At 31.0% G+C, this 13,687-nt stretch carries 12 protein-coding genes; 9 read left to right on the top strand and 3 right to left on the bottom strand.

The window, feature by feature from the left end; all coding sequences use genetic code 11:
* Nucleotides 1–507: 507 nt before the first annotated feature.
* Both ACWJJ2_RS04740 and ACWJJ2_RS04735 read left to right on the top strand, forming a co-directional pair.
* Nucleotides 508–618, top strand: a complete 111-nt coding sequence (locus ACWJJ2_RS04740; RefSeq protein WP_216303584.1) for a TraX family protein — start codon at nt 508–510, stop codon at nt 616–618.
* Between the two features lie 65 nt (nt 619–683).
* Entirely contained in the window at nt 684–1,130 is a 447-nt protein-coding gene (locus tag ACWJJ2_RS04735) for a GNAT family N-acetyltransferase (protein ID WP_220286794.1), read from the top strand.
* Nucleotides 1,131–1,239: 109 nt separating this feature from the next.
* Here ACWJJ2_RS04735 and pdaA read toward each other — a convergent pair whose 3' ends face one another.
* Nucleotides 1,240–2,133: a delta-lactam-biosynthetic de-N-acetylase gene (gene pdaA, locus ACWJJ2_RS04730; RefSeq protein ID WP_462953924.1), complete on the bottom strand. Its 894-nt coding sequence runs from the start codon at nt 2,131–2,133 to the stop codon at nt 1,240–1,242.
* A gap of 239 nt (nt 2,134–2,372) precedes the next feature.
* Here pdaA and ACWJJ2_RS04725 point away from each other — a divergent pair, with 239 nt between their 5' ends.
* Both ACWJJ2_RS04725 and yfcE read left to right on the top strand, forming a co-directional pair.
* A complete protein-coding gene (locus ACWJJ2_RS04725) occupies nt 2,373–3,875 on the top strand; it encodes a LexA family protein (protein WP_462953923.1) in 1,503 nt (500 codons plus the stop codon).
* Nucleotides 3,876–3,900: 25 nt separating this feature from the next.
* Nucleotides 3,901–4,443: a phosphodiesterase gene (yfcE, locus tag ACWJJ2_RS04720; RefSeq protein ID WP_216303595.1), complete on the top strand. Its 543-nt coding sequence runs from the start codon at nt 3,901–3,903 to the stop codon at nt 4,441–4,443.
* 36 nt (nt 4,444–4,479) lie between these two features.
* Here the strand turns inward: yfcE and ACWJJ2_RS04715 are convergent, their stop codons facing one another.
* On the bottom strand, nt 4,480–5,316 hold the full coding sequence (locus ACWJJ2_RS04715) for a hypothetical protein (RefSeq protein ID WP_462953922.1): 837 nt from the start codon (nt 5,314–5,316) through the stop codon (nt 4,480–4,482).
* A 335-nt stretch (nt 5,317–5,651) separates the two neighbouring features.
* Between ACWJJ2_RS04715 and ACWJJ2_RS04710 the strand changes: the two genes are divergently transcribed.
* On the top strand, nt 5,652–6,509 hold the full coding sequence (locus ACWJJ2_RS04710; RefSeq protein WP_216303580.1) for a DegV family protein: 858 nt from the start codon (nt 5,652–5,654) through the stop codon (nt 6,507–6,509).
* 103 nt (nt 6,510–6,612) lie between these two features.
* On the opposite strand, the gene ACWJJ2_RS04705 is transcribed toward ACWJJ2_RS04710, so the two are convergent.
* Nucleotides 6,613–7,494 carry an FUSC family protein gene (locus ACWJJ2_RS04705; protein ID WP_462953921.1) on the bottom strand — a complete coding sequence of 294 codons (882 nt, stop codon included), beginning with the start codon at nt 7,492–7,494 and terminating at the stop codon, nt 6,613–6,615.
* A 242-nt stretch (nt 7,495–7,736) separates the two neighbouring features.
* Here ACWJJ2_RS04705 and ACWJJ2_RS04700 point away from each other — a divergent pair, with 242 nt between their 5' ends.
* From ACWJJ2_RS04700 to ACWJJ2_RS04685, 4 genes are all read left to right on the top strand, one after another.
* A complete protein-coding gene (locus tag ACWJJ2_RS04700; RefSeq protein ID WP_268064151.1) occupies nt 7,737–7,889 on the top strand; it encodes a hypothetical protein in 153 nt (50 codons plus the stop codon).
* A gap of 332 nt (nt 7,890–8,221) precedes the next feature.
* Nucleotides 8,222–9,268, top strand: a complete 1,047-nt coding sequence (locus ACWJJ2_RS04695; RefSeq protein ID WP_216303578.1) for a carbamoyl phosphate synthase small subunit — start codon at nt 8,222–8,224, stop codon at nt 9,266–9,268.
* Between the two features lie 101 nt (nt 9,269–9,369).
* Nucleotides 9,370–12,576: a carbamoyl-phosphate synthase large subunit gene (gene carB / locus ACWJJ2_RS04690; RefSeq protein ID WP_462953920.1), complete on the top strand. Its 3,207-nt coding sequence runs from the start codon at nt 9,370–9,372 to the stop codon at nt 12,574–12,576.
* A 312-nt stretch (nt 12,577–12,888) separates the two neighbouring features.
* Complete coding sequence (locus tag ACWJJ2_RS04685; protein WP_462953919.1) at nt 12,889–13,680, top strand: ABC transporter substrate-binding protein; 792 nt, start codon at nt 12,889–12,891, stop codon at nt 13,678–13,680.
* The last annotated feature ends 7 nt before the right edge of the window (nt 13,681–13,687 follow it).

Raw genomic sequence — 13,687 nt, 5'->3', positions numbered from 1 at the left:
TAAAAGCATTACTAAAAACCAATAGTTTTGTAAATAAAGGTATTACTGATAATAAAATACTAAAATAGAGTCTTTTTAATAACGATAAGCATAGTCTTTATAATAACAACTATTTTTAAGAGGAACAAAGTTGAGGTAAGTTTATTGGTATTCGATCTAAATAAAAAAGGAGGTATATATTATGTCAGACAAGGGCAAAAGTAAGGGTGCTTCAACCAAAAATAATGGCAAGAAAAGTGATAAAAAGAATCAAAAAAATAAGGGGCCTAAAAAGTAAATGACCTAAAAAGCAAAAAAAATCCTGAGCTCAAAAAGAGTTCAGGATTTTTAGCATTAACAATACTATTAGTGTTAAAAACATAGTAATGCAAAAACATGAAATAAATGGTATCATATTATAAATACAATTAAATGAAAACCTAATTATGGGGGTAATTCTTAGTTACGACAATAGAGCTAGTTTGGTTTAATCAAGCATTATCCCTATTAGCGTTAATTTTTATATTTATGTATAACGATAAGAAGGGTAAAGACTTAAAATACTTTTTTTATGCTTTTTATCCAGTGCATTTATTAGTAATAGGATTAATAAGGATCCTTCGTAAAACGTTATTGTAATATCAATAATGAATACACAGAGAAATTATTAGAAGATAACATTAAGAAAAGGAGATTTAAGTAGTATGAAATGGGAAATAAAAAAATTTAATGAACTAAATGGTGAGGAAGTATATGAAATTTTAAAACTTAGAAGTGAAGTCTTTGTTATAGAGCAGCAATGTATCTATGAGGAGTGTGATGGTAAAGATAATAATTCTTATCATTTATTTGCAAAAGAAAATGGGAAAATCATTGTTTACTTAAGGATTTTAGAAAAAGGTATTTCTTATAATGAAATATCTATAGGACGGGTATTAACTGATAAAAAACATCGTGGTAAAGGTTTAGCAAAGCAAATGATGATAAGAGCAATAGAATTTATCGAGAATAATTTAAATGAGAAGGTAATTAGGATTGGCGCACAGGAGTATTTGGTAAATTTCTATGAGGGTTTAGGGTTTGTGAGGGTTTCTGAGGTATATTTGGAAGATAACATTCCACATATAGAAATGTTATATAAAAATCTTTAATTATATATTAGCATCAGATTCATCTTTACGGTTTTTTTTACAAAAAACAAATTAAACCCTGTCTAATATAGATAGGGTTTAATTTAAGCTATAGAAAATATATAATTTTTTAATGTTTAGCAGGCAATTCATCTAAGCTTTTTAGTTCATAGCCTTTGCTTTCCCATTCGGTAATTACATCATCTAATATTTCAGCATTGGTTTTTGACACTGCATGTAGTAACATAATTCCACCGTTGTGGGTTCTTTGCATAATACGTTTTTTTGCAGCTTCATGGGATGGTTGATTGTCTGTAAGCCAATCCATATAAGCGAAACTCCAAAATATGGTTTTATATCCGTAGTTTTGAGTATATTGTAAGGATAACTCACTATATTTCCCCATCGGAGGTCTAAAATACTTAGACATCTTTTTATGAGTAATATTTTCAAATGCTTCTTCTACATCAGATAATTCTTTATTGAATTTATCTTCATCCTTTATAGAAGCCATTGAAGGGTGGTGATTACTATGGTTGCATACTAAGTGCCCCTCGTCTACCATTCTTTTAATTAATTCTGGGTTAGAAGTAATATAGGGTTTTACAACGAAAAATGCTGCTTTTACATTATGTTTTTTTAAAACATTTAAAATTGGAGCAGTATATCCAGCTTCATAACCCTCATCAAAAGTTAGATATAATATCTTTTTCGATGTATCTCCTAAATGATAACATCCATACTTTGATATAAAGCCTTTGGTTTCTTTAGGACCCTCAGGTGGATTATTGTCATTACGTGGTTGGAAATACCAATTATATTCTTTGGCGCTTAATCCAGTAGAGGGCGTAGTAATACTAAAGACACTTTTGAAAAAATTTACTATGGTAGGTGTTTTTGAACCTTGATTATTATAATATCCATTGTTTGAGTCTTTAATTGAAATATTGCCTAAATCTTTGCTATAAGCAACACTTGAAAAAGAGTTAACAAAAAACATTGAAGAAACAATAATACTTAACATCTTTCCTTTCAGAACAATCACCTCTAGTTTATTTTATTTAGATAGATTAATATATAACTTAGTATGCTCAGTAGATGTGTGTAGATATTCTTGAATCTAATGTTACATAATTAGTAATTTTTATTAATATTCCCATAAATATATTTTCACAACATTTTGAATTTACAATTTCATAAAAATTTTACTTTAAGGTTATTATTATTGTATACTATTAGTATGTCTACAGTGGAGGCGATTAAATGGAATTAAGTTTAGAGCAACAAAAAATGATTCATAGCAAACCCTCAAGATATAGCTTAATTAGAGGAATTCAAGGTTCAGGTAAAACGACAGCGGCCATTTATAGAAGCCTTTATTTAAAAAATAACTATTGTTTATATGAAGAGGATAAAATATTAATGTTAGCATCTAAGGATGAAGACATAAATTATATTGAAAATATATATAACAGAGCAGAAGAAGAAACTAGGTTAGATTATTTAAGTCTATTTTCTAATAATGAAAGAAACTTTCATGTGGTTACATTAGAAAGTATTTTACATAGATATTTTATTAAATATAAAAACAAACATAAATTAAAAAATAAAATAATTGTAGATAATGATAAAAAGAATAGCATTATGAAAGATTGTATCTTAGAAATTAAAAATATTTATCCAAGACTAAGAATATTACATACAGATTATGCTCAATTTTTTATAGAAGAAGTAAAGTGGATAAAAAGTTGCAATTACTTAAAAGCTGATTTGTACTTGCAAGTAAATAGAAGAGGAAGAAAATGCGAAAAAGGACAAGGGCCTCAAAGAATTCTTAAAAATTCAACTGCTAGGAAAGCAATATTTCAACTTATGATCACGTATAATGAAAAGCTTAAATCAGAGGGTTTAGTTGACAATGAAGATATTAATATATATGCTCTGCGAATGGCACAAACTACTACAGTGGGCAGGTATTCTCATATCATAATTGACAAAAGTAATAATTTAACTAAGATACAAGTGGATTTTATTAATGCATTATTTAATGAAAAATCTTATTCGAACATGGTGTTTCTTCTTGATGTGGATAGAACGCACTATACTAATTCATGGATGGTGAAAGGCAAAAGAGTTAATACTAAACCGCTAGGAGAAAAAGGAAAGTCTTATTCATTCAAAAAATACTATAAAACACAAGAAAAGCTCCAAAAAAAGTGTGATGAAATAACAAGCAAAAACTTGAATATTAATTCACTTGAGAACTTTAAGTATTGTGATATAAGACATAACAGAGCATATGAGTTTATGAGGGATTATAGTAGAAGATCAGATATTATAGTAAATGATGAAAAAGGCAACTATGAGTATATAAATGAGGAATTATTGGAGCTACCCGTGTATAGTGATATAGCAGCAGGCGAACCTATGCTTATTAATTCTGAAATGGAAGGTAAATTTTATATCCCGAAATATTGGTTAAAGGGAGTAAAAAACCCATTCATTTTAAAGGTTAAAGGTGACAGTATGATTGGGGCTCACATTAATAATGGAGATTATGTAGTAATACGGCAGGAACAAGCTGCAAATAATAAGGATATCGTAGCAGTTGACATAGGCGGAAATGCTACTTTAAAGAGACTTTCTATAAACAAAGATAGAATATTACTTATGCCAGAGAATGAAAAATATCAGCCTATTGTAGTAGATAGTGAAGATACATACATTTTAGGAGTAGCTATAGGAATTATAAAGCATGAAAATTAATCTATTTGAAAGGAGCTAAGTTATGATGAAGATATTTTTTATTTCCGATATCCATGGTTCTTTATACTATCTTAAAAAGGCTATAGAGCGGTATAAAGAAGAGGGAGCGGGTTATATAGTGCTTTTAGGAGATGTGTTATATCATGGCCCAAGAAATCAATTGCCAAAGGATTACAATCCACAATTAGTAGCTAGTCTCTTAAACGAATATAAAGACAAAATAATAGCTGTTAGAGGGAACTGTGATAGTGAGGTGGATCAAATGATTATTGAGTATCCTATGATGTCTGATTATTCTATAATATTATGCAATAATAGAAGATTATTTTTGACTCATGGGCACATATATAATGAGGATAATTTGCCCGAACTAAGTGAAAATGATGTCTTGGTATTTGGACACACGCATGTCCCTGTAGCTAAAAAACACAATAAAATATATGTGTTAAATCCTGGCTCGGTATCTTTACCTAAGGAAAATAACCCTAATTCTTATGCAATACTCAAAGATGATTTATTTCAAATAAAAGATTTAGATGGCGCTGTTATAAAAGAAATAAAATTATAAAAAATAATACCTCAGGGTGCCCTGAGGTATTATTTTTTATTTTCTAAGAAAAAAGCTAAATTGATCCTTTGTTGTAGTTGTAACAGATAGATTTCGTTTATGAAGTATACTATCAAATACTTCAAGTTGACCATCACATACATAGGCATAATCAGTTTCACCATCTTTTACCCAACCCATAAATACATAGGCATGGGAAGGCGTACCAGGACTTTCTGGCATATCTGTAGTGAAACATATATCACCTTTTTTTAATTTAGTGAAGTCAGTATTCTTTTTCCAGTCCATAGAAGTTAAAGATTCCATTAATCCCTTTACTGTTGTTGTATTCGCAGGGATAGCAATGGAATTAATTCTCAAAATCTCTGATAAGAGACATACAGTAACACCCTTTTGATTTCCACTATTTAAAGTAATTGCTTTTTTTAGGACAGATGTTCTATTTGCGTCTATTTTTAAATATTCATAAATTTTAGTTGAAGTTACGGTAGGGTTAATGGTGTCAGGTTTAGTAGTTTCAGTAACTTCAGGAGCTTTAGTAGATGGGCTAGCATCGGGATTTTTTTGGACTGATTTAATGGTAGCTACATCTGCTTTGGGTTTCATGAATGAGGTGTTCATAAAAATAGAAAATATAATTATAGATACTATAACTATACCAAGTCCTAAAACAACCGCATTGTTCTTAAACTCGTTTTTGTCTGCTAACTCATGCATTTCTTTTATGTATTTTTCACTTTCCTCATCATCTTTTAACTTAGCAACTTCACTATTGTCAGTTTCAGAGTCAGGTTTTTCAGGAATATTTTTGTTTGAATACAAATTATTTATAATTTCATTATTTTCATTGTTTACTAGGTCCTCTTTATTCATATTTTTCTGCTTGTCAATATAGGTAGAAATTTATCGGTTAACCTATATTTTTGCAGCACCTCCCTTTATTTTATATTGATTATATCAAAGCTTTAATTTTAAAAATTATTTATCAACTGACACAGTTTACTAAATTATTTACACCACCTACTTTTTATATTATAATTATAACATATTAAGAGGTATTTGAGTGCTATTTGTAGGAGTTTAAAGTAATTTAATATTTTGTGAAATATATTACAGTTATTGTGTTTATAATGTAATATAAAGATTGATTTTGTTTAGAACAAGACTGTAGTATAATATAATTAAAATTAATAAGTGAGGGATGTATAATGGCGGTAAAAATAGTCACTGATAGTACCTCATATATAAGTGAGGATTTAAGGAAAAAATATGATATTTCGATAGTTTCATTAAGTGTTATTTTTGGAAATAAGGAGTTCAAAGAAACCCTTATTGAAAATGAAAGTTTTTACGAAAAACTTGATAAGAACTTAAGTATTCCTACTTCATCACAACCATCGCTTGTGGAAATGTACAATATGATAGAAAATCAGGTAAGAGATAATAATGAAGTGGTTGGTGTTTTCCTTTCTTCAGACATGAGTGGAACTTATTCAAATGCATGCCTTGCAAAGAGTATGATTCTTGAAAACTACCCAAATGCACTAATTGAGATTATAGATTCTAGATCCAATTGCATGCAATTAGGATTTGCAGCCTTAACAGCGGCGATTGCGTCGCAACAAGGAAAATCAATAAATGAAGTAGTTGATATAGTAAAAAACAATATAAAGAGAAGTAGATTTCTGTTTATTCCTGATAATTTAGAGTATCTAAAAAAAGGTGGCAGAATAGGTGGTGCAAGTGCACTGTTAGGTACTATTTTTCAAATCAAACCTATTCTTACCGTAGTGGATGGAAAAACAGGATTATTTAATAAAGTAAGGACTAAAAAACGTGCAATACAAACTATGATTGATAAATTCATCGAGGACATAACAAAACATGGACTTGGAGAGGTAATGATTCATCACATAAATGATGTTGAAGGAGCACTGGCTTTTGCAAAAAAAGTCGAAGAATGTATAGGAAAAAAAGTAGACATAGCTCCAATTGGACCTGTAATAGGAACTCATGTTGGACCTGGTGCATTAGGTATTGTGTATTATACAAAGACAGATTTATAAATTAAGCAAAGCCGTATTGTGGATATATAGTACGGCTTTGCTTATAAAATAATTTGTATAAAACACGAAATACACTCAGTAAGTTATGTTTTTAAGTAGTTTTTTAGTATATTTTTTTTGAAATAGTTAAAGTTTCAATTAAATTTTGAAGGTGAAAGTTAAATACTATATTTATATCATTACTAATGTACGGGTAACTAAACATATTTTCATTAAATAATTCATTTATTCTAATACAGTTACTCTCGTTGATATAACAATTAGAATGAGAAGGCGTAAAGGTTAAAGACTTAAGTATAACTAGGTGATTATAAGCAGTTTTAGAAGTATCTATGACTTTGTTAATTTTAAGTATATGGTGGCTTTCAACATTCTCACTTTGTATTTCACTTAAGTATGAGTCTAATGATTTTTCCAATTTGGATATTTGGATGTTTAAACTAGAAAGATTAATATCTGTATTGAAATTAATCATCTCTTTAGAAATTATAAAAACATTATGGGTTAGATTTTCTGCATCCCTATGTAAGTTATCTAAGTATTTACGATGGAATATAAGATAGTTTACTGAAACTGATACAAAAATACCGATAAGAGTTTCTTCAACCCTACTTAAACTATAAAATAGAGGAGTGCCTTGTTTAAGATTCGTCATTATTGCTAAAAAAACTACGCATGCAATTATAATAGACTTTTTTCTATTAAGAAGATTCAAAGAATAAATTACAAATACTATTCCAATGCTGGTAAGAAATACATTGTTAGGACTTATAAGTGTGAATATTAACCCCCAAATTGCACCTACAATAGTACCAATCATTCTGTTTTTACCAGCAGTAAAGGAATCATGTATAGCACTTTGCATTGTTATTACAGCAGCTATACATGCATAAAAGGGAAATGTATTATGAAAAGCTCTTAGTATAATTATACATAAAAAAACTGAAATTGCAGTCTTTATATTTCTCATTCCTATTTTTTGCACACTGTTGCCTCCTGTTTTATTCTGTAGGGTGGATATAGTTTAGTGAATTAGAATTAGTGATAGATGTATAGAATAACTTATAAAGTATGAATAAACTTGCAACCTAAAATTACATTTATACATTGACAAATAATAAAATTTAAATTAAAATAGAAAGAAATTATAAAACATAAAAATTACAAATAAAAGTAAAGTACACTTTTAAATTAGTCCTGTGAGACTAGGAAGGAGTATAGATAATTATGGCATGTGTTTTTTGTTCTGTCAATTTTGAATTTAATACTATTAAATATAATACAATTAATAATATTCAGAATAATGCTATAGATTTATTTTCTATTTTGTTAATAAATGCTATTAATATATTAATAAAGGATAACGGAGAGATTATTTAAATAATCTCTCTGTTATCCTTTATTTTATTGAAAAAACATAATGATTTTTTTAATAAAAATGAGCAAAACCAATTAATTTGGAAAGTACTTGATTTTTATTGTGCATAAATATTATGCTAAATGAATAATAAAATAAGAAAAAACATTGCATTATTATAAAAAACAATATATAATAAATAGAATTAAGCCTGTACGTATGAGGAATATGGCTAAAAATAAATTTAAAAACATATATATTAGAAAAACATATAATATTCATAAAAATGAATAATTATTCATAAATGTCTTTTATTAATTGGAGAAAGTTTTTAGTTTACTAAGGAGGATTTAGTATGAAGGGTAAGTTGATTTTAGAGAATGGAATAATATTTGAAGGGGATATATTTGGGTGTTTAGAAGAAAATGTTGGGGAAGTAGTTTTTAATACGGGTATGACTGGATATGAAGAAGTTTTAACGGACCCATCTTATTATGGACAAATAGTGACAATGACGTATCCGCTCATCGGGAATTATGGAATTAATTTGGAGGATGTAGAGTCGAAGTATCCGAAGGTAAAGGGGTTCATTGTTAGAGAAAAATGTGATTATCCTAATAACTTTAGATGTGAAATGGATTTGGAAGCATACTTTAAACAAAATAAAATAATAGGACTCGAAGGGATTGATACAAGGGCATTAACGAAAATACTTAGAAATAACGGGACCATGAAAGGTATTATTGCTACAAAGGAACTTACTAAAATTGAAATAAATCAAAAATTTGCGAGTTTTAATAATAACGATGCGGTGATGAAAGTTACAACGAAAGAGCGCTACACGATTGAGGGCACAGGACGACATGTGGCTATTATAGATTTTGGAATAAAGGAAAATATACTTCGCTCGTTTATTGCGAGAAATTGCAAATTAACAATATTTCCTGCATGCGAGAAATCGGAAGAAATATTAAAGGTTAACCCTGATCTAGTATTTTTATCGAATGGACCTGGGGACCCGGAGGATTTGCAAGAAGTGATCAAGACGTTGGGAGAGATTATAGGTAAAAAACCTGTAGTTGGAATTTGCCTAGGGCATCAACTTTTAGCGTTAGCCCTTGGCGGGAAAACTGAAAAACTTAAGTTTGGTCATAGAGGGTGTAATCATCCAGTTAAAGATGTAGAAGAGAATAAGGTTTATATTACATCGCAAAATCACGGATATTATGTGAGTGAACTGCCGGAAGATATGGAGGTTACGCATGTAAGTGTAAATGACGGAACGATAGAAGGAATGAGACATAAGAAACTACCGATACTTAGCGTGCAGTTCCATCCGGAGGCTTGTCCGGGGCCTAAAGATATAGATGCTATTTTTGATAAATTTCTGTCACTGATATAGGGTAGATATTTAAAACTGAAAGTTGAGAAGGAAAGTTAAGAACTAATGAAATTAGGATTGTGAATAGAATTTAAGAAGAAATAACATATAGGGGGATTCATATGCCATTAGATAAAAGCATTAAAAAAGTATTAGTAGTTGGGTCGGGGCCGATAATAATAGGGCAAGCAGCGGAATTTGATTATTCTGGAACACAAGCTTGTCAAGCGTTAAAAGAGGAAGGCGTAGAGGTTGTACTTGTGAATAGTAATCCGGCAACTATAATGACTGATAAAGAAGTTGCTGATAAAGTTTATATAGAACCTTTAACTATAGAATTTTTGGAGAAGGTTATTGATAAGGAGAGGCCGGACAGTTTACTTGCGGGTATGGGTGGGCAAACGGGACTTAATTTAGCGGTTGAACTATTTGATAATGGAATTTTAGAAAAATATAATGTGAGAGTAATTGGAACCTCGATAGAAGCGATAAAAAAAGGTGAAGATAGAGAACTTTTTAGAAATCTTATGCAGGAAATTGATCAACCGGTAGTGGAAAGTGCGATTGCTACAGATATAGCAGGAGGACTAAGATTTGCGAGTGAAATGGGATATCCCGTAATTGTAAGACCGGCATATACTATGGGAGGAAGTGGGGGTGGAATTGCAGAATCAGAGGAGCAACTACTTGAAATCCTAGAACTGGGATTGCAGTTAAGCTCTATAGGGCAAGTTCTTTTAGAAAAGAGTATTAAAGGGTGGAAAGAAATAGAGTATGAAGTTATGAGGGACGGAAATGGCAATTGCATCACCATATGTAATATGGAAAATGTAGATCCTGTAGGAGTACATACTGGAGATAGTATTGTTGTAGCGCCAAGCCAAACTCTTTCTGATAGAGAATACCAGATGCTTAGAAGTGCATCTATTGATATTATAAACAGTGTAGGAATAGAAGGCGGATGCAATGTGCAACTTGCGCTTGATCCCAAAAGCTTTGAGTACGCAGTTATAGAAATTAATCCGAGGGTGAGTAGGTCGTCTGCGCTAGCTTCGAAGGCTACAGGATATCCTATTGCCAAAGTAGCGGCGAAAATAGCACTAGGATATGCACTAGATGAGATAAAAAATGCAGTAACGCAAAAAACCTATGCCTGTTTTGAACCTTCGCTAGACTACGTGGTAGTTAAAATTCCTAGATGGCCTTTTGATAAGTTTGAGGGTGCGAATAGGGTTTTGGGTACGAAGATGATGGCTACAGGTGAAATAATGTCAATTGGAAGCAATTTTGAGGCAGCACTATTAAAAGGAATTCGCTCTTTAGAAATAGGAAAGTATTCATTACAATACGACTGCCTAGCGCGAAAAAGTTTAAGCGAATTAAAGAAAAGAGTGATGACTCCTGATGATGAGAGGATATTTCATTTGGCTGAAATGCTTAGGCGTGATTATATGGTGGAAAAGGTTTCGGAAATTACAGGAATAGATAAATTCTTTGTAAATAAAATTAAGTGGATAGTGGATGAAGAGGAAAAGATTAAAAAAACGTCAGTGCAAGATATGAATAAAGATTGGTTGCTTTTGTTAAAGAAAAAGGGATTTTCAGATAAAGGCATTGCGGATTTATTAGAGGTGAATCCCAATGTAATTTACGAACTGAGAAATATATGGGATATCAAACCTGTCTATAAGATGGTAGATACATGCGGAGGGGAATTTGAAGCATTATCACCATATTACTACTCGACTTATGATGAATATGATGAGGTAGAGATAAGTGATAGAAAGAAGGTTATGGTAATAGGATCGGGGCCTATAAGGATAGGGCAGGGCATTGAGTTTGACTATGCATCTGTTCATAGTGTAATTGCTCTTAGAAAGCTGGGGATTGAAACTATAATAGTAAATAACAATCCGGAAACAGTAAGTACGGACTTTAATATTTCGGACAAATTATATTTTGAACCATTAACAGAAGAAGAGGTATTTAATATTGTTGAAAAAGAAAATCCTGATGGGGTTATACTTCAATTTGGAGGTCAGACCGCTATTAAACTCGCTAAATTCTTAAAGGAAAAAAATATACCTATATATGGAACTAAGCCTGAACAAATGGACGTAGCTGAGGATAGAGAAAAATTCGATGCACTTTTGGAAGAGCTAAATATAAATAGACCAAAGGGAAAAGCTGTTTGGAATTTAAAACAAGGATTAGAAGAGGCTGAAAGCATAGGTTATCCGGTTTTGGTTAGGCCGTCGTATGTATTAGGTGGACGAGGAATGGAAATAACTTATTCGGAAAAAGAATTGGAGCATTATTTAAAGAATGCATTTGAGAAAGATAATAAAAATCCTGTTTTAATAGATAGGTATTTATTGGGTAGAGAAATAGAAGTCGATGCTATTTGTGACGGTGAGGAAATATTAATACCGGGCATTATGGAACACTTAGAGAGAGCTGGAGTTCACTCTGGAGACAGTATTACAATATATCCAAGTCGAAATATATCATATGATATAAAAGAAAAGATATTAGAATACACTAAGAAGTTAGCAATAGGACTCGAAGTGATAGGCATGATTAATATTCAATTTATAGAATTTAAAAGTGAATTGTATATAATAGAGGCTAATCCAAGAGCTAGCCGAACGGTTCCGTACATTAGTAAGGTTAGCAAAGTACCAATTGTAGAGCTTGCCACAAGAGTAATGTTAGGAGAAAAATTAAAAAATTTAGGGTATGGTAGTGGAGTTTATAAAGAGGCGGAGTTGGTGTCAGTTAAGGTTCCGGTATTTTCAACTCAAAAACTTCCGGAGGTAGAGGTATGCCTTGGGCCAGAAATGAGATCCACAGGAGAGGTGCTGGGAATAGGAAGAAATTTTGAAGAAGCTCTATATAAAGGGTTTGTAGCGTCTGGAATGAAGGTTGAAAAAGAAAAAGGAGTTATCTTGGCAACGATAAATCAGCAGGATTACGAAGAATTTTTGCATATTGCAAAGGTGTTTAATGAATTGAATTATAAATTTATAGCGACGAAAGGTACGGCTAAGTTATTAAGAAATAATGGAATTGATGCCTTAGATGTTAAAAAAATTACGGATGGAGCCCCTAATATCATTGATGTGATAAAGAAAAGGCAGGTTGACTTAGTGATAAATACACCTACTAAGGGAAATGATTCGAAAACAGATGGGTTTAGAATTAGAAGAACAGCTATAGAAAATAACATTGCTGTTATTACTTCATTAGATACTGCGAAGGCTTTAGTAGAGATTATGAAGAAAAATATTGTGAGTGTAAATTTAGAGGTATTTAATATTGCGGATTAGTAGATTTTATTAAAAAAATATTGAATTATAAATTAAAACTGCCCTTAGCTTATGATTAAGCTAAGGGTAGTTTTAAACCTCATCTTGGTTTGCTTTATGTATAAATATTATAATAAATGAATAATTAATAAGAAAAAAGCATTGCATTAATATAAAAAACCATATATAATAAATAAAAACAAGCCAGCAACATCAATAACAGAAGCTATAAAATACCAAAAATAAAAAAACGTAAGAAGATACACTGTGCATAAAAAAGTGTATAAATATTCACAAAGCTATTATAGTATATTATAACGGGGAGTGGTACAAATGAAAAAAATAATGTCAATTATATTAACGATTTCTATGTCGGGTGTATTACTTGTGGGATGTGGGCAAAAACAGGAAAAACTTAATTCGCTAGAAGCGGTTAAGACGGCGGGCAAATTAACTATAGGATTAGATGATTCTTATCCACCAATGGAGTTTAGAGATTCTAAAAATAATTTAGTAGGCTTTGATGTAGATTTGGGTAATGAAGTAGCGAAAAAATTAGGTGTAAAAGCAGAATATACTTCTAATGACTTTAATGGAATGGTTTTAGCACTTTCCTCATCAAAATTTAATATTATACTCTCAGCTATGAGTATTACAGATGAAAGAAAAAAGAGTATAGATTTTTCAGACACTTATGTAATGGGTGGTCAGGTTGCGGCTATAAAACAGGGGAATACAAAAATAAAAAGCATAGCAGATTTAAAAGGTAAAATAGTGGCTTGTCAGCTGGGATCTACAGGAGACGCTGCAGCTTCTGTAATGAAAGGGTTAAAAGAAGTTAAAAAGTATGACAAAATAACAGAAGCTTTTCAGGAATTGTCAATTGGAAGAGTAGATGCGGTAGTTATGGATGCTCAAGTTGGTGGATATTATGTAGCAAAAAAGCCGGGTCAATATGAGGTCTTAACAGAAAAAATTAGTGAAGAACCTATGGGAATTGGATTTAAGAAAGAGGATAAAGAATTAAAAGCAGCGGTGCAAAAGGCACTTAATGAACTAAAAGCTGATGGAACTCTTTCTAAGCTTTCGATGAAATGGTTCGGATTTGACGTATATAAGAAATAGCTAGGGG

This window comes from Clostridium sp. CM039 (genome assembly GCF_055081075.1).
The sequence above is the reverse complement of the archived record's forward strand: the minus strand, read 5'-3'. Positions and strand labels throughout refer to the sequence as shown.

Excerpts from the sequence above, each read along its gene's own strand:
- ACWJJ2_RS04740 (WP_216303584.1), top strand. The coding sequence starts at position 508 with ATGTATAACGATAAGAAGGGTAAAGACTTAAAATACTTTTTTTATGCT.
- ACWJJ2_RS04735 (WP_220286794.1), top strand. The coding sequence starts at position 684 with ATGAAATGGGAAATAAAAAAATTTAATGAACTAAATGGTGAGGAAGTA.
- pdaA (WP_462953924.1), bottom strand. The coding sequence starts at position 2,133 with ATGTTAAGTATTATTGTTTCTTCAATGTTTTTTGTTAACTCTTTTTCA.
- ACWJJ2_RS04725 (WP_462953923.1), top strand. The coding sequence starts at position 2,373 with ATGGAATTAAGTTTAGAGCAACAAAAAATGATTCATAGCAAACCCTCA.
- yfcE (WP_216303595.1), top strand. The coding sequence starts at position 3,901 with ATGAAGATATTTTTTATTTCCGATATCCATGGTTCTTTATACTATCTT.
- ACWJJ2_RS04715 (WP_462953922.1), bottom strand. The coding sequence starts at position 5,316 with ATGAATAAAGAGGACCTAGTAAACAATGAAAATAATGAAATTATAAAT.
- ACWJJ2_RS04710 (WP_216303580.1), top strand. The coding sequence starts at position 5,652 with ATGGCGGTAAAAATAGTCACTGATAGTACCTCATATATAAGTGAGGAT.
- ACWJJ2_RS04700 (WP_268064151.1), top strand. The coding sequence starts at position 7,737 with ATGGCATGTGTTTTTTGTTCTGTCAATTTTGAATTTAATACTATTAAA.
- ACWJJ2_RS04695 (WP_216303578.1), top strand. The coding sequence starts at position 8,222 with ATGAAGGGTAAGTTGATTTTAGAGAATGGAATAATATTTGAAGGGGAT.
- carB (WP_462953920.1), top strand. The coding sequence starts at position 9,370 with ATGCCATTAGATAAAAGCATTAAAAAAGTATTAGTAGTTGGGTCGGGG.
- ACWJJ2_RS04685 (WP_462953919.1), top strand. The coding sequence starts at position 12,889 with ATGAAAAAAATAATGTCAATTATATTAACGATTTCTATGTCGGGTGTA.